Raw genomic sequence first — 14,090 nt, 5'->3', positions numbered from 1 at the left:
AACCTACCCGTCGTTCTGCGAAGGATTTTTCGGATGTTCTCGCGCCTTTCCGTCGTTACCTGCTGCCTGTCTCTTGCTGCCCTGTGTGCGGCCGGCCCGGCGGCGGCCCTGCAGTTGCCCTTGCCACCTCCGGGCGAAGACATCGTCGGCCAGGTCCAAGTGATCAAGGCCAAGTACGAAGACACCTTTGCCGACCTGGGCACCACCTATGACCTGGGCTATTCGGAGATGGTTGCCGCCAACCCTGGCGTGGATGCCTGGTTGCCGGGCGCGGGTACGGAGATTGTGCTGCCGACGCGCTTCATCCTGCCGCCGGGGCCGCGCGAGGGTATTGTGATCAACCTCGCGGAATACCGGCTTTATTACTACCCCAAGGGGCAGGACGTGGTGTACACGTTCCCGCTGGGGATCGGTCGTGAAGGATGGGGCTCGCCGATTGCCCACACCAGTATCATCGCCAAGACGCCGAACCCGACCTGGACGCCGCCTGCCTCGATCAAGGCCGAGCATGCCGCCAATGGCGACCCGCTGCCCAACGTGGTGCCCGCCGGGCCGGACAACCCGTTGGGCCCGTTCAAATTCACCCTGGGCACGCCGGGTTACCTGATCCACGGCTCCAACATGAAGTTCGGTATCGGCACGCGTACCAGCCATGGCTGCTTCCGTATGTTCAACAACAACGTGCTGGAGATGGCCGGCATGGTGCCGGTGGGCACATCGGTGCGCATCATCAACGATGCCTACAAGTTCGGCAGCAGTGGCGGCAAGGTGTACCTGGAGGCGCACACGCCCTTGAACGATGACGGTACGCCGTCGGTGGTCGACAAGCACACCGCTGTGATCAACGCCCTGCTCAAGCGTGAAGACCTGGCCAATAACCTGCGGGTGAACTGGGATCAGGTGCGTGATGTAGTGGCGGCGGAAGACGGCTTGCCCACCGAAATCGGCGTGCCTGGCGCGGCGCCCATGGTTTCCAGTGCGCCGATCGATCTGCAGCAGTAAGCCTGCGTCCTTCTGAACCCGCCACGGCCTCGCGCCGCGGCGGGTTTTTTATTGGCCGGGTTCATGGGGAACTCCAGGCAATAAAAAGCCGATCCAAAAATGGATCGGCTTGGTAACAACCCCGAGGGACTATTACTTGCGGCTAGCTTTTTCAAGCATGCGCAGAGCGCGCTCGTTAGCTTCGTCAGCAGTCTGTTGTGCTTTTTGAGCAGCAGCCAGAGCTTCATCAGCTTTACGGTAGGCTTCGTCTGCACGAGCCTGGGAGCGAGCTGCTGCGTCTTCAGTTGCAGTCAGACGAGCTTCGGTTTCTTTGGAGACGCTGCTGCAACCGGTAGCCAGAACTGCGGCCAGAGCCAGAGCAGAGAATTTCAGAACGTTGTTCATCGTGTTCCCCTTCAAGGACTTTCTGTTAAATGGCTACTTCTCAGATTGAGCTTATAGCCGGCGTACATACTACCCATTACTTGTAGTAAGTAAACTGACGTTGCGCAAGAAGCAAAAAAAATTCTCGCAGCGAATCTGTTTTGGCTAACCTTTCGTAGGGTTGTATAAAAACTGTTCAATTTTTTGCCCGTGCACACCGCTGAAGGTCAGCTGAGAGGGCCGGCCGGCATGCGTTGCGCCTTGTACAAAGATGAAAAATTATATAACTACCCAGGCACTTTCGTTGCGCCTGATGGCGTCTGGACAGCCATCTTTTTAAGCATGTAGAGGTGACTTTAAGAGCGCCTGTTCGTCTCAAGGTTCAACTGCCGGCAATGTTCAGGCTTTCGATCTTCCAGAGGTCGAAGCCCTTTCTATATCCGCCAGCGGCGGGGGATGGTGCATGCGCCTTGAGCAATTGCAGGATTGGTGCCTACTATTCCCTACGGGCTGGTTGTGAGCGCTATAGGTTTCTCGTTGTCGAAACCGGCACGGGTTGGCGTAGATGTTCCTTCGCCGGAAAAACATCGGTAAGGTAAGGGTCACACACCAAGACCCGCGAGGAGTAGTGATGAGCGAGGCGTTGTCCATCCACCATGACCAGACAGGTCATCAGTTCGAGACCACTGTGGACGGTCATCGTGCCTACCTGACCTACATGGATCTCGGCAAGCAGACCCTGGATATCTATCGCACCTTCGTGCCCAACGCGCTAAGAGGCCGTGGCATTGCGGCGGCGTTGACCGAGGAGGCGTTGCAGTTCGCAGAAAAGGCGGGCTATACGGTGATCCCGTCCTGCTCCTACGTGGAGCGCTACATGGAGCGCCATCAGCGCCATGCTGCAAAGCTGTAAGTTTTAGACAACTGCACACAAAAACGCCGGGTTCAGCCCGGCGTTTTTGTGTGCGCGATACGAGGCGGGTTCAGCCGCGTGTGCGCTTGGGCAATACGTCCCTGAGCTTGGCGTGCATGCTGCGCAAGGTGTTTTCGGTGGCGGCCCAATCGATGCAGGCATCGGTGATCGATACACCGTACTGCAAATCGGCCAAGTCCTTGGGAATGGCCTGGCAGCCCCAGTTCAAGTGGCTCTCGACCATCAGGCCGATGATCGACTGGTTACCTTCCAGGATCTGATTGGCGACGTTTTCCATTACCAGCGGCTGCAGGGCCGGGTCCTTGTTGGAGTTGGCGTGGCTGCAGTCAACCATGATGTTCGGCTTGATCTTGGCTTTGTTAAGCGCCTGTTCGCACAGCGCGACACTGACCGAGTCGTAGTTGGGCTTACCGTTGCCGCCCCGCAGAACCACATGACCGTAGGCATTGCCCTTGGTGGTGACGATGGAGACGCCGCCTTCCTGGTTGATACCCAGGAAACGGTGAGGGCTGGACACCGACTGCAGCGCGTTGATCGCCACGGTCAGGCCGCCGTCGGTGCCATTCTTGAAGCCCACGGCCGATGACAGGCCGGACGCCATTTCGCGGTGGGTCTGGGATTCGGTGGTGCGCGCACCGATGGCCGACCAACTGATCAGGTCCTGCAGGTACTGCGGGGAAATCGGGTCCAGCGCTTCGGTGGCGGTGGGCAGGCCCATTTCTGCCAGGTCCAGCAGCAATTGACGGCCGATGTGCAGACCGTCCTGGATCTTGAACGAGTCGTCCAGGTACGGGTCGTTGATCAAACCCTTCCAGCCAACGGTGGTGCGCGGTTTCTCGAAGTAGACGCGCATGACCAGGTACAAGGTGTCGGACACTTCCGCTGCCAGCACTTTGAGACGTTCGGCGTATTCGTGGGCGGCCTTGAGGTCGTGGATCGAGCAAGGGCCGATTACCACAAACAGGCGGTGGTCGGTGCCGTCAAGAATGTTTCGAATGACTTCGCGGCCCTTGGTGACGGTCTGCAGGGCAGACTCGCTCAACGGGATTTCGCGCTTGAGCTGATCTGGGGTGATCAGGGTCTCGTTGGATTCGACGTTTAGGTCATTGATCGGTAAATCAGCCATCGTGTTACTCGTCAGGGTCACGGGTGCCGGCCGCCAGCCATTCCCGTGCGGCGGTGCACAGCATGATTTGGATGCAGGGGGGAGGAACCTTAGCGCGTAATACGGGCCCGCGACAATGGGCTGGGCGGGTTTAATCCCGCGCCGGCTGCACAAACGCTTCGTGGGAGAACTCCAGAGCATGACGCGCCACCCACTCTCGGGCCAGGGCCTCGAACTGCAGCGGTGTCGGCTGTGCATCATCGTGCTGGCGGCAGTAGCGTTCTATCCGGCATGCTTGTTCCCCCATTCGCGCGCCGAACAAGGCATGTTCGTCGGTAAACGAAATGCCCACGCGATAGCCGCTTTCCACCTTGCGGCACCAGGCCACGTACCCTGGATAGCGCGCACTGGCGCCCAGTGAGGGAATATGCAAGTCAACTGCGCTGCCCTGGCGCCAGGCGCGGGGCGACTGGCAGGCGACACCGCCCAGGCCGACGGCGTGCAGGCGTTGGCGGGGAATGGCAGGGGAGGGACGTTGGATTAACTCGACAGCGACATCATCAGGGTGAGGTAAAAAACGACCCATGTACACGGACTCCGAGCACCGTCCCGTTGACGGCGGTGGCAGCAGTATAGTGAAGGAACTGGAATTGACCGACCTGGATATTGACCAGCAATTGCTGGTATTGCCAGGGGTTTCGCTGCTGGTATTCGTCAGCGCCGGTTGTGCCAGTTGCCGCTGGGCACGCCAGCAATTGCCGGGCTGGCGCTTGGCGGTGGACCGTGTGTGCTGGGTGGATGCGGGGAATAATGGCGGCGCGGTGGAGCGATACCAGATCTTTCATTTGCCGGCGCTGTTTGTGGTGTGCGAGGGTCGATTCCTTGGGCAATTACAGACACGTCTTACACCCGCGGCCATTACCGAGGCCGTAAATGAAGCGCTAACCCGTCTACCTGAGGAATTGCCATGACAGCAGTTGCACCCCACTCGCCGCGTATCGGCATCATCGGCACCGGCGCCATCGGTGGCTTCTACGGCTTGATGCTGGCGCGCGCCGGGTTCGATGTGCACTTCCTGCTGCGCAGTGAATATGCCGCAGTGAGCGCCCATGGCCTGCGGGTGAACAGTAAGGTGCATGGCACTTTGCACCTGCAGCCGGTGCAGGCCTATGCCCGTGCGGCCGATATGCCACCCTGCGATTGGTTGCTGGTGGGCACCAAGTCGACCGGGAATCTGGAGCTGGCTCCGACCCTGGCCCAGGTGGCGGCCCCGGACGCCAAGGTGGTGTTGCTGCAAAACGGCCTCGACGTCGAAGACAGCCTGCGCGAACACCTGCCCCCGTCGCTGCACTTGCTGGGTGGCTTGTGCTACATCGGCGTACACCGCTCCGGCCCCGGCGTTGTCGAGCATGAGGCGTTGGGGCGGGTTAATCTGGGCTACCACAGCGGCGCGGCAGCCAATGATGAGGGGCGTCGGACAGCAATAGTCGAAGCCGGTGCCGCGTTGTTTCACCAGGCCGGGATCGAATCCCAGGCCATGGCCAATGTGCATCAGGCGCGCTGGCATAAGTTAGTGTGGAACGTGCCGTTCAACGGGCTCTCTGTGCTCTTGAAAACCGGCACCACCGCCATGATGGCCGACGAATCGAGCCGCGAGCTGATCCAGGCGCTGATGGCCGAAGTGGTGCAGGCTGCCCACGCCTGCGGCCATGACATCCCGGCAAGCTACGCGGGGCAGATGTTCGCCATGACCGAAACCATGGACGATTACCTGCCCAGCATGTATCACGACTATATGCACAAACGCCCGTTGGAACTGGCGGCGATCTATGCGCGCCCGCTATCGGCCGCCAGGGCCGCCGGGTGCGAGTTGCCGCGCATGCGGGCGCTCTATCAGGCCTTGAGCTTTATTGATCGGCACAACCGCTGATTCGGGGGGACGCACATGGCAAAGGGATTGGGCGACAAGCTGGTGCTGGCGATTTCATCGCGGGCGCTGTTCGACCTCGGCGAAAGCCACAGGATTTACCTGGCCGAAGGTGTGGAGACCTACCGTAAATATCAGATCGACCACGAAGAAGAGATTCTCGAGCCCGGCGATGCCTTCCCGCTGGTCAGGAAACTGCTGAACCTCAACGCCAGCCTGGGCCGCGCCCGGGTCGAGGTGGTGCTGGTGTCGCGCAACAGTGCCGACACCGGACTGCGGGTGTTCAACTCGATCCAGCATTACGGCCTGGATATTTCCCGCGCCGCTTTCGCCGGAGGGCGTAGTCCATATCCTTATTTGGCAGCGTTCGGTTGTCATCTGTTTCTTTCCACCCATGCTGAAGATGTGCGCAGTGCCCTGGATGCCGGCTTCGCGGCGGCGACGATTTTGTCGGGCGGCCCACGGCGGGCGTGCAGCGAGGAGCTGCGGATCGCCTTTGACGGTGACGCGGTGCTGTTCTCCGATGAGTCCGAGCGCGTGTACCAGGCCGGTGGGCTGGCGGCGTTCCAGGCCAGCGAGCGCGAGTCGGCGCGCCAGCCGTTGCACGGCGGGCCGTTCAAGGGATTCCTCGCGGCGTTGAATTTGCTGCAGCGTGAGTTTCCCGATGAGGCGTGCCCGATCCGTACGGCCCTGGTTACCGCGCGTTCGGCGCCTTCCCATGAGCGGGTGATTCGCACCTTGCGGGAATGGGACATCCGGCTGGACGAATCGCTGTTTCTCGGTGGCCTGGAGAAGGCCGCGTTCCTTGAGGCGTTTGCCGCCGATGTGTTTTTCGATGACCAGGCCGGTCATTGTGAGAAAGCCAGGGAGGTGGTAGCCACCGGGCATGTGCCCCATGGCATCAGCAACGAAGTCGGAACCCAGGTCTGAAGCAGTCGAAATCAATGCGGCGCTGCTAAGCTGATTTGATCTGCGCCATCCTGGCCGTCCAGGAGGTTTTTATGATTGGTTCGATGCTGTACGCCACGGACCTTGGTCTGTACGCGCCGTACGTGATGCAACATGCATTGGCGCTTGCGCGAACGTTCAAGGCGGATCTGTATGTGATTCACGTGGTGGAGCCGATCGGGCTGTTTGCCGAATCGGTGCTGCACAGTTATCTCGATGAACAGAGCCTGAATGAGTGGCGCAGTGAGGGCCTGCGCACAATGATTGCCACCATCGAACAGCGGGTACTGGACAGTTTTCGTGAGGAGTTGGGGGAGGGGGGGCAGGATTTGCAATTGATCCGCTCGGTGCGCGTGATCCAGGGCGATCCTTGCGAGGTGATACTCGACCAACTGCGTAAACTTTCCGTGGACCTGTTGATCGTAGGAAGTCACAGCTGCGCCAGCGCGGCGGCCACGCCACTGGGGCGCACGGCTTCGCGGGTGGTGCAGCTGTCCACGGTACCGGTTTATCTGGTGCCGTCGCTGCAACGTCGACGAAGTGATGACGTGTGAGTTGAGTAAAGGATAAAAAGTTCTAGATTTATCCTCCAAACCTTTAATATAGTTATATACCGTCGCTGATACCCGTGGCGTCTATCTGCTTTGAGGGATTGATATGAAGCTTCAACAACTGCGCTACATCTGGGAAGTGGCGCACCACGACCTCAACGTTTCCGCTACTGCTCAAAGCCTTTACACCTCGCAACCCGGTATCAGCAAGCAGATCCGCCTGCTCGAAGACGAGTTGGGCGTCGAAGTGTTCGCGCGCAGCGGCAAGCATCTCACCCGCGTCACGCCGGCCGGTGAGCGCATTATCACCACCGCCGGCGAAATCCTGCGAAAAGTCGAAAGCATCAAGCAGATCGCCCAGGAATTTTCCAACGAGAAAAAGGGCACCCTGTCGATCGCCACCACCCACACCCAGGCGCGCTATGCGCTGCCTCCGGTGATCCGCGATTTCATCAAACAGTACCCGGACGTGGCGCTGCACATGCATCAAGGCTCGCCGATGCAGATCGCCGAGATGGCCGCCGACGGCACCGTCGATTTCGCCATCGCCACCGAGGCGCTGGAGCTGTTCGGCGATCTGGTCATGATGCCCTGCTACCGCTGGAACCGTTGCGTGGTGGTGCCTCAGGGCCACCCGTTGGCCAAGCTGCCGAAGCTGACCCTCGAAGCCCTCGCGGAATACCCGATCGTGACCTATGTGTTCGGGTTCACGGGGCGTTCCAAGCTCGATGAGGCCTTCAGCCATCGCGGCCTCACGCCCAAAGTGGTGTTTACCGCCGCCGATGCCGACGTGATCAAGACTTACGTGCGCCTGGGCCTGGGCGTGGGCATCGTCGCCAAGATGGCGGTGGACACCCAGCTCGATAAAGACCTGGTGGTGCTGGATGCCAGTGAGTTGTTCGAGTCCAGCGTGACCAAGATCGGCTTCCGTCGCGGAACCTTCCTGCGCGGGTTCATGTGCGATTTCATCGAAAAATTCGCCCCGCACCTCACCCGTGAAGTCATGGCCAAGGCTATCCAGTGCCACAACAAGCAGGAACTGGAGGAGCTGTTCGACGGTGTGGAGCTGCCGGTTCACTGATTGGCCCGGCCCGTGGCGGCCGTTTTGCGATAGCGCGCCGTTCGAATCACCTTTGCGTCCTTAGGTGATTCGAGCGCGCGCTCAAGTTATTTGGCCTCGGTAACCGTGAAGTGTTGCCGAGCGCCTGCCACCAGAATCTCCACGTCATCCCCTTCGAATTTGCCCAGCAGGTTTTTGCCCAGAGGCGAGCGCGGGGTAATGACGGTGACCGGCTGGCCCACCACGTCCACTTTCAACCCCGCCCCATCGGGCGCCAGGAACAGCCACTGCTGGCGCCCGTTGTCATCTTCCAGGCCCAATAGCGCGCCGACTTCTATGCCGCGCTGGTCATCGTATGCCCGCAGTTGCAGGTTCTGGCACAGCGTCAGCGCCTGTTTGATTTCCTCAACCCGTTTAGCCTGCCCGGCTGCCAGGTAAGAGGCCTCCAGCCCCAGCGTGTCGTATTTGTTCTCGGCGATGTTTTCTTCGTGGGTCGCGGTTTCGTACGCGGTCTGCGCGGCCCGTTGGGCGATGTCGAGATCATCGCCGAGCTTTTCCAGAATGAGTGTGTGGACAGCGTGTTTATTCATAGTCATCAATCGCAGAATTGCAGGACATTGGCCCGGGACTTCTCGTTCGGTGCGTTCTGGTCCTGTTGCAGCCAGAACTGGCATTTGGGGTTGGACAGATTGCGCGCGTTATTACGCGCCTGATAGAGCGCCTGCTGTTGTTCCTGTTTCTGCAGGTTCTGCTGATACTGCTCGAACATTGGGTTGGGCGGCTGCGGCGCGGCGGCGGCGGGCTTGCCCACCTCTTGCACCGCCTGGGCGATGGGCGCCAACGCTTGAGGGAACAGGTAGCGTGAAGCCAGCCAGGTGGTCAGCGCAATGGCGACGAACCCCAGCCAAAGGCCGAGGGCAATGGCGAGTATCAGCTTGAACGGCGATAACGGACGGTCAGACATGGCGGCCTCCTGGCAGGCATTGACGGCGTGACGGCGATTGTCGCACAGCCACTGTGCAGAATAATCGCGATCAAGCCTTCTGCATCCGCGCATTTATGCGGACAATCGAGCCTTTGATCGATGGAGCCCGGAATGAAAGCCCGCTGGGATATTTTTTGCAGCGTTGTCGATAACTACGGCGACATCGGCGTGACCTGGCGCCTGGCCCGCCAATTGGTGGTTGAGCACCGTTGTGACGTGCGCTTGTGGGTCGATGACCTGCGCGCCTTCGAGCGCATGTGCCCGGACATTGATGTGCGGCAAGGCATGCAATGGCAGGAAGGCGTCGAAGTGCGTCATTGGCCGGCCGAGTGGGTGGACGCGCCTGCGGCGGATGTGGTGATCGCCGCGTTCGCGTGCCAGTTGCCGCCTGACTACATGGAAGGTATGGCCGCACGTGAACGCACGCCATTGTGGATGAACCTGGATTACCTCAGTGCCGAAGAGTGGGTGGTAGGGTGTCACAAGCTGCCGTCGGTGAAGTTCAAGGGCGTGCAGAAGTACTTCTTCTTTCCCGGGTTCCGGCCCGGCACGGGCGGTCTGTTGCGTGAGGCGGGATTGCTGGAGCGACGTAGGGAGTTTCAGCAGGATGTCAGTGCGCAGCAATATTTCCTACAGTCCCTCGGCGTGTATCCCGCAGTCGGTGCGCGGCTGATCTCTCTGTTTGCCTACGAAAACGCCGGACTGGCCAGTTGGCTGGAAGTGTTATCGACGGACGGGCGTGCTACTCATCTGTTGGTTCCCGAGGGGCGCATTCTTGGCGATGTGCAGCGCTGGCTGGGCCTGGACCGTCTGACAGCGGGCGACATCCAGCAGCGCGGATCACTGACCGTGCAGGTCATTGCGTTCGTGCGCCAGGAGCAATATGACCGCCTGTTGTGGTGCTGCGACTTCAACGCCGTACGCGGCGAAGACTCGTTCGTGCGCGCCCAATGGGCCGGGCGCCCGCTGCTGTGGCACATCTACCGTCAGGACGAAGACATTCACCTCGATAAGCTCGATGCCTTCCTTGAGCTGTACACCGCCGCCTTATCGGCGGCGGCAAGGGCGGCGTTGATCGGGCTTTGGCAAGCCTGGAACACGGAGGCCGATATGGCTCAAGCGTGGAAAATGCTGCTGGAACATTGGCCGGAGGTGAGCCAACACGCCCAAACATGGTGTCTGGAACAGGGGTTGCAGACCGATCTTGCGACGGCGCTGGTACAGTTTTATGAAAGTTGGATATGATACGCGACCTTGATTTTTGTAAATCCCATCCAAATTTCGGATATACGTAATGAAAACTGGTAAAGAACTGAAACCCGGTACAGTGATCCGTCTCGAAAACGACCCTTGGCTGGTTCAGAAAGCTGAGTTCACCAAGTCTGGTCGTAACAGCGCAATCATGAAGACCAAGCTGAAGAACCTGCTGACCGGTTACAAGACCGAGATCGTCTACAGCGCCGACGACAAACTGGACGACGTGATCCTCGACCGCAAAGAAGCGACCCTGTCCTTCATCAGCGGCGACACCTACACGTTCATGGACACCACCGACTACACCATGTACGAGCTGAACGCTGAAGATATCGAAGCCGTTCTGCCGTTCATCGAAGAAGGCATGGAAGACGTCTGCGAAGCGATTTTCTTCGAAGAGCGCCTGGTTTCCGTAGAGCTGCCGACCACTATCGTGCGTAAGGTTGCCTACACCGAAGGTTCCGCCCGTGGCGACACTTCCGGCAAGGTGATGAAGCCTGCCAAACTGAGCAACGGCACCGAACTGCAAGTGGCCGATTTCATCGAAATCGACGACCTGATCGAAATCGACACCCGCGAAGGTGGTTCGTACAAAGGTCGCGCCAAGAAGTAATTCTGGCTGTGCCGATACGAAAAAAAGCCCGACCTAGCGTCGGGCTTTTTCGTGGGCGCTGCTTGATTACTTCAGGTGTTGCTTAAGCTCATCCGACGCCTGCAGCAGTGCCGAACGCACCGCCGGCACCTGGCTGACTACGTTGAGCAACCCGTAATCGTGGATCATGCCGTTGTAGCGCACAGCCGTCACCGGTACCCCGGCTTCATCCAACTTACGGGCATAGGCCTCGCCCTCGTCGCGCAGCACGTCGGCGCTGGCGGTCTGCACCATGGCCGGCGGCAGGCCTTTAAGTTGTGCGGTGGTGGCGCGCAGCGGTGAGGCGTAGATCTCGGCGCGCTGTTTAGGGTCGGTGGTGTAGTTGTCCCAGAACCACTTCATCATGTTCCTGGTGAGAAAGTACCCTTCGGCGTATTGGTTGTACGAAGCCGTCTCGAAGTTGGCATCCGTCACCGGCCACAACAGCAGTTGGAACTTGATCGCCGGCGTGCCCTTGTCTTTGGCCATCAGGCTGACCACTGCAGCCATGTTGCCGCCGACACTGTTGCCCGCCACTGCCAGGCGCTTGCCGTCGACATTAATTTCCTTGCCGTGCTCGGCCACCCACTTCGTGGCCCCGTAGGCCTGGTTGATCGCCACCGGGTAATGCGCTTCGGGTGACGGTGTGTAGTTGACGAACACCGCCGCGGCTCCCGAACCTGCCACCAGGTCGCGTACCAGGCGTTCATGGGTCGGATAATCCCCCAGCACCCAGCCGCCACCGTGGAAGAACATAAACACCGGCAATGTGCCCTTGACCCCGGCCGGACGCACGATGGTCAGGTCCAGCGGCTGGCCGTCGACCTGGATGGTTTTGTGGCTCACGTCCGCCTCGGGCAGCGTCAGCTTAACCCCGGCCTGAGCTCCGGTCAGCACCGCGCGGGCTTCCTTGGGCGTCAGTTGTTCGATCGGCTTGCCGGTGCCGCTGTTCAACGCATCCAGAAAGGCCTGGGTGCTGTGTTCCACATCGCCGGTTGCGGCAAATGCGTTGCCGATGGACAGGGCGAGCAGGGTGCCGGTGAGCGCTTTACCAATGGTGTTCATGTGCTTCTCCTTGGGCGGCAGAGGTGATCAGACGGTTACGTGCAGACGTACATCAACGTTGCCACGGGTGGCGTTGGAGTACGGGCAGACCTGGTGAGCCGCGTCGACCAGGCTTTGCGCGTCATCCTGGGCCAGGCCGGGCAGGCTGATATGCAGATCGATGTCCAGGCCGAAACCGCCGGGGATCTGGCCGATGCCCACGTGGGCAGTGATTGCCGCGTTGTCCGGGACCTTGCGCTTGGTCTGGCCGGCGACGAACTTCAACGCGCCGATGAAGCAAGCCGAATAACCGGCGGCAAACAATTGTTCAGGGTTAGTGGCCTGGCCACCGGCACCGCCCAATTCTTTGGGGGTAGAAAGTTTGACATCGAGAATGTTGTCGCTGGAAACAGCACGACCATCACGGCCGCCGGTGGCGGTGGCTAATGCGGTATAGAGTGTTTGCATAGTAAAGCCCTCGATTTGTTTAGCGCTAAAAGTTTGTGCGCTAAGTAGTTGGTGAAAGCAAATGTATAGCGCTAATGTTTAGTGCGCAAGATAAATTCACAACTATTTTTTGAGGCACTGCAAACCGGGGGTAGGAGAGGGCTTATGCCCGATGACGGTGTGTCAGTGACAGGCGGGCTGGCGGACCCCAGGCTAACGGGGTCGCAAGCCCACGCTCACCTGGGTGTGGCGGTGTTCAGATCGCGTTCTGCAGGTTGCCGCGTAATGCCAGCAAGTCAGCCTGTAGCTTGCGCAATTGCTCAAGCTCCAGACCACTGGCGCCAAGAATGCACTGAGGAATGCCCATGGCCTTATCCTGCAAGGCGCGGCCGGCGTCGGTAAGCTCCACCACCACTACGCGTTCATCTTCACGACTGCGGGTACGGCTGAGCAGGCCTTCTACTTCCAGGCGTTTGAGCAGGGGGGTCAGAGACCCCGGATCGGTCAGCAGACGGCTGCTGATTTCGCCGACGGTCAACCCATCTTCTTCCCACAACACCATCATGGCCAGGTACTGCGGATAGGTCAGGCCAAGCGCTTGCAGCAACGGTTTGTAGACCTTGGTCATCAGCAGCGAGGTGGAGTGCAGCGCGAAGCACAACTGGTTGTCCAGCATCAAGGATTCGCAGGGTGCGGGATTTTTGCTCATGGGTGGTGCCTTAAAAAATAGGTCTGATTTTGAATCTAGCGGGCAAATCTTTAATGCGCCAGGTAATTCTGACCCGCCGTTCAGATCAGCCCGCTTTGCAGCGCCAGGTCCCAGGGCGGCACCGGGCTGAAACGTGACTTGAGGTACTCAAGCAACAAACGACTGCGCGCATTGGGCTGCTGTTCCAGGCGCAGCGCGTAGATCCCGGTGGTTTCCGGGTTGGGCAGGCCTTCCTGGCAGAACAAGGGCAACAGTTCGCCGCGCACCAGATATTCACTGGCCAGCCAGGTCGGCAGGTGAGCGATACCTAATCCGGCCAACGCGCCGCAAAGCAGAGCCTCTGCGTTGTTGGCACTCATGCGGATACGCTGCGGGCGGTAAGTGGCACGGCGCCCGTCGAGTTCGAAGCGCCAGGCGAACATCGGTGCCAGGCCATCCCAGTCCAGGCCGTCGTGGTCGCTCAATTCACGAGGGTGGGTCGGCGTGCCGCGACTTTTCAGGTACGCCGGGCTGGCGCAGGCGATGCGCACGATACTGGCCAAAGGAGTGGCGATCAGCCGCGTATCGACGATATGGCCGGCGCGCAGCACCAGGTCGACTTTGCCCAGATGTGCGCCCTGCATGTCCACGAAGCTGTCGATCAGATGCAGGTGCACATCCAGTCCGGGGTACACGTTGAGAAAGTCGGCGATCACCGGCGCCAGGTGACGTCGACCGAAGGCCGCCGGCGCGTCCACCCGAATCAGGCCTTCCGGCGCGTGACTCAGGGACACCGCTTCGGCTCTCGCCAGTTGCAGCTCGCTGACAATCCGCCGCGCGCGCTCGGCAAACGCCATGCCCGCCGGGGTCGGCACCACCGCGTGGGTGCTGCGTTGGAACAGGCGACTGCCAACCGAATTTTCCAGGCTGTCGATACGCCGGGCCACTGCCGACGGCGTGATCGGATGGCGACGCGCGGCGGCGGAAAAACTGCCGGTCTCCAGCACATCCAGGAAAAGACTCAGTTGATCGGTCAGGGTATTGGGATTCATGGCGGCTGCTTGTGCGAGATCGGCATAACCATTGTGCGTTGCTGTGCGTTTCCGCGCCAGGCACGACTGCGTAGCATGCAAGGTCTTGGGGTATGCGGA

18 protein-coding genes are annotated in these 14,090 nt (G+C 60.0%); 9 read left to right on the top strand and 9 right to left on the bottom strand.

Annotated features, from left to right (window positions below; genetic code table 11):
- Positions 1-33 precede the first annotated feature (33 nt).
- Positions 34-1,002 carry a L,D-transpeptidase family protein gene (locus OSC50_RS16175; protein ID WP_181081852.1) on the top strand — a complete coding sequence of 323 codons (969 nt, stop codon included), beginning with the start codon at positions 34-36 and terminating at the stop codon, positions 1,000-1,002.
- A 132-nt stretch (positions 1,003-1,134) separates the two neighbouring features.
- Here the strand turns inward: OSC50_RS16175 and oprI are convergent, their stop codons facing one another.
- Positions 1,135-1,386 carry an outer membrane lipoprotei OprI gene (gene oprI, locus OSC50_RS16170; RefSeq protein WP_003172710.1) on the bottom strand — a complete coding sequence of 84 codons (252 nt, stop codon included), beginning with the start codon at positions 1,384-1,386 and terminating at the stop codon, positions 1,135-1,137.
- 610 nt (positions 1,387-1,996) lie between these two features.
- Between oprI and OSC50_RS16165 the strand changes: the two genes are divergently transcribed.
- Positions 1,997-2,278, top strand: coding sequence for a GNAT family N-acetyltransferase (locus OSC50_RS16165; protein WP_253511481.1), 282 nt, complete (start codon positions 1,997-1,999; stop codon positions 2,276-2,278).
- 70 nt (positions 2,279-2,348) lie between these two features.
- Here OSC50_RS16165 and OSC50_RS16160 read toward each other — a convergent pair whose 3' ends face one another.
- A complete protein-coding gene (locus OSC50_RS16160) occupies positions 2,349-3,425 on the bottom strand; it encodes a 3-deoxy-7-phosphoheptulonate synthase (protein ID WP_181081854.1) in 1,077 nt (358 codons plus the stop codon).
- Positions 3,426-3,555: 130 nt separating this feature from the next.
- On the bottom strand, positions 3,556-3,990 hold the full coding sequence (locus tag OSC50_RS16155; RefSeq protein ID WP_181081855.1) for a PilZ domain-containing protein: 435 nt from the start codon (positions 3,988-3,990) through the stop codon (positions 3,556-3,558).
- On the opposite strand from OSC50_RS16155, the gene OSC50_RS16150 reads away from it, so the two are divergent.
- The 5 genes from OSC50_RS16150 to cysB all read left to right on the top strand — a co-directional run bounded on the left by OSC50_RS16150 (position 3,989) and on the right by cysB (position 7,911).
- A complete protein-coding gene (locus OSC50_RS16150) occupies positions 3,989-4,375 on the top strand; it encodes a YbbN family protein (protein WP_181081856.1) in 387 nt (128 codons plus the stop codon). The genes OSC50_RS16155 and OSC50_RS16150 overlap by 2 nt on opposite strands.
- Positions 4,372-5,334 carry a putative 2-dehydropantoate 2-reductase gene (locus OSC50_RS16145; RefSeq protein ID WP_181081857.1) on the top strand — a complete coding sequence of 321 codons (963 nt, stop codon included), beginning with the start codon at positions 4,372-4,374 and terminating at the stop codon, positions 5,332-5,334. Before OSC50_RS16150 ends, OSC50_RS16145 begins: the two co-directional genes overlap by 4 nt.
- A 15-nt stretch (positions 5,335-5,349) precedes the next feature.
- Entirely contained in the window at positions 5,350-6,261 is a 912-nt protein-coding gene (locus OSC50_RS16140; RefSeq protein WP_181081858.1) for a 5'-nucleotidase, read from the top strand.
- A 71-nt stretch (positions 6,262-6,332) separates the two neighbouring features.
- Positions 6,333-6,833, top strand: a complete 501-nt coding sequence (locus OSC50_RS16135) for a universal stress protein (protein ID WP_181081859.1) — start codon at positions 6,333-6,335, stop codon at positions 6,831-6,833.
- A gap of 103 nt (positions 6,834-6,936) precedes the next feature.
- Positions 6,937-7,911, top strand: a complete 975-nt coding sequence (gene cysB, locus OSC50_RS16130) for an HTH-type transcriptional regulator CysB (protein ID WP_017849520.1) — start codon at positions 6,937-6,939, stop codon at positions 7,909-7,911.
- An 86-nt stretch (positions 7,912-7,997) separates the two neighbouring features.
- Here the strand turns inward: cysB and OSC50_RS16125 are convergent, their stop codons facing one another.
- Both OSC50_RS16125 and OSC50_RS16120 read right to left on the bottom strand, forming a co-directional pair.
- Entirely contained in the window at positions 7,998-8,480 is a 483-nt protein-coding gene (locus OSC50_RS16125) for a GreA/GreB family elongation factor (protein WP_181081860.1), read from the bottom strand.
- Positions 8,481-8,485: 5 nt separating this feature from the next.
- Complete coding sequence (locus tag OSC50_RS16120; protein WP_266248605.1) at positions 8,486-8,854, bottom strand: hypothetical protein; 369 nt, start codon at positions 8,852-8,854, stop codon at positions 8,486-8,488.
- A gap of 132 nt (positions 8,855-8,986) precedes the next feature.
- Between OSC50_RS16120 and earP the strand changes: the two genes are divergently transcribed.
- A complete protein-coding gene (gene earP / locus OSC50_RS16115) occupies positions 8,987-10,120 on the top strand; it encodes an elongation factor P maturation arginine rhamnosyltransferase EarP (RefSeq protein WP_266248606.1) in 1,134 nt (377 codons plus the stop codon).
- A gap of 49 nt (positions 10,121-10,169) precedes the next feature.
- On the top strand, positions 10,170-10,742 hold the full coding sequence (locus OSC50_RS16110; protein WP_003172723.1) for an elongation factor P: 573 nt from the start codon (positions 10,170-10,172) through the stop codon (positions 10,740-10,742).
- Positions 10,743-10,808: 66 nt separating this feature from the next.
- Here OSC50_RS16110 and OSC50_RS16105 read toward each other — a convergent pair whose 3' ends face one another.
- The 4 genes from OSC50_RS16105 to OSC50_RS16090 all read right to left on the bottom strand — a co-directional run bounded on the left by OSC50_RS16105 (position 10,809) and on the right by OSC50_RS16090 (position 13,991).
- Positions 10,809-11,825 carry an alpha/beta hydrolase gene (locus OSC50_RS16105; protein ID WP_266248607.1) on the bottom strand — a complete coding sequence of 339 codons (1,017 nt, stop codon included), beginning with the start codon at positions 11,823-11,825 and terminating at the stop codon, positions 10,809-10,811.
- Positions 11,826-11,852: 27 nt separating this feature from the next.
- The gene (locus OSC50_RS16100) at positions 11,853-12,272 is read right to left on the bottom strand and encodes an organic hydroperoxide resistance protein (protein ID WP_266248608.1); all 420 of its coding nucleotides are present in this window, start codon (positions 12,270-12,272) and stop codon (positions 11,853-11,855) included.
- 235 nt (positions 12,273-12,507) lie between these two features.
- Positions 12,508-12,960 (bottom strand): MarR family winged helix-turn-helix transcriptional regulator, encoded by a 453-nt coding sequence (locus tag OSC50_RS16095; protein WP_253511496.1) that lies wholly within the window; start codon positions 12,958-12,960, stop codon positions 12,508-12,510.
- 80 nt (positions 12,961-13,040) lie between these two features.
- Positions 13,041-13,991 (bottom strand): LysR family transcriptional regulator, encoded by a 951-nt coding sequence (locus tag OSC50_RS16090; protein ID WP_181081566.1) that lies wholly within the window; start codon positions 13,989-13,991, stop codon positions 13,041-13,043.
- Positions 13,992-14,090 lie beyond the last annotated feature (99 nt).

Origin of the sequence: Pseudomonas quebecensis (genome assembly GCF_026410085.1) — a bacterium.
GTDB classification, from domain to species: Bacteria; Pseudomonadota; Gammaproteobacteria; order Pseudomonadales; family Pseudomonadaceae; genus Aquipseudomonas; species Aquipseudomonas quebecensis.
The sequence above is the reverse complement of the archived record's forward strand: the minus strand, read 5'-3'. Positions and strand labels throughout refer to the sequence as shown.

Bases quoted from the DNA above. Each gene is read 5' to 3' on its own strand.
- OSC50_RS16150 (WP_181081856.1), top strand. From the start codon at position 3,989: ATGTACACGGACTCCGAGCACCGTCCCGTTGACGGCGGTGGCAGCAGT.
- oprI (WP_003172710.1), bottom strand. From the start codon at position 1,386: ATGAACAACGTTCTGAAATTCTCTGCTCTGGCTCTGGCCGCAGTTCTG.
- OSC50_RS16135 (WP_181081859.1), top strand. From the start codon at position 6,333: ATGATTGGTTCGATGCTGTACGCCACGGACCTTGGTCTGTACGCGCCG.
- OSC50_RS16165 (WP_253511481.1), top strand. From the start codon at position 1,997: ATGAGCGAGGCGTTGTCCATCCACCATGACCAGACAGGTCATCAGTTC.
- OSC50_RS16175 (WP_181081852.1), top strand. From the start codon at position 34: ATGTTCTCGCGCCTTTCCGTCGTTACCTGCTGCCTGTCTCTTGCTGCC.
- OSC50_RS16090 (WP_181081566.1), bottom strand. From the start codon at position 13,991: ATGAATCCCAATACCCTGACCGATCAACTGAGTCTTTTCCTGGATGTG.
- OSC50_RS16140 (WP_181081858.1), top strand. From the start codon at position 5,350: ATGGCAAAGGGATTGGGCGACAAGCTGGTGCTGGCGATTTCATCGCGG.
- OSC50_RS16125 (WP_181081860.1), bottom strand. From the start codon at position 8,480: ATGAATAAACACGCTGTCCACACACTCATTCTGGAAAAGCTCGGCGAT.
- OSC50_RS16120 (WP_266248605.1), bottom strand. From the start codon at position 8,854: ATGTCTGACCGTCCGTTATCGCCGTTCAAGCTGATACTCGCCATTGCC.
- OSC50_RS16145 (WP_181081857.1), top strand. From the start codon at position 4,372: ATGACAGCAGTTGCACCCCACTCGCCGCGTATCGGCATCATCGGCACC.
- OSC50_RS16105 (WP_266248607.1), bottom strand. From the start codon at position 11,825: ATGAACACCATTGGTAAAGCGCTCACCGGCACCCTGCTCGCCCTGTCC.
- OSC50_RS16095 (WP_253511496.1), bottom strand. From the start codon at position 12,960: ATGAGCAAAAATCCCGCACCCTGCGAATCCTTGATGCTGGACAACCAG.
- OSC50_RS16155 (WP_181081855.1), bottom strand. From the start codon at position 3,990: ATGGGTCGTTTTTTACCTCACCCTGATGATGTCGCTGTCGAGTTAATC.
- earP (WP_266248606.1), top strand. From the start codon at position 8,987: ATGAAAGCCCGCTGGGATATTTTTTGCAGCGTTGTCGATAACTACGGC.
- OSC50_RS16160 (WP_181081854.1), bottom strand. From the start codon at position 3,425: ATGGCTGATTTACCGATCAATGACCTAAACGTCGAATCCAACGAGACC.
- cysB (WP_017849520.1), top strand. From the start codon at position 6,937: ATGAAGCTTCAACAACTGCGCTACATCTGGGAAGTGGCGCACCACGAC.
- OSC50_RS16100 (WP_266248608.1), bottom strand. From the start codon at position 12,272: ATGCAAACACTCTATACCGCATTAGCCACCGCCACCGGCGGCCGTGAT.
- OSC50_RS16110 (WP_003172723.1), top strand. From the start codon at position 10,170: ATGAAAACTGGTAAAGAACTGAAACCCGGTACAGTGATCCGTCTCGAA.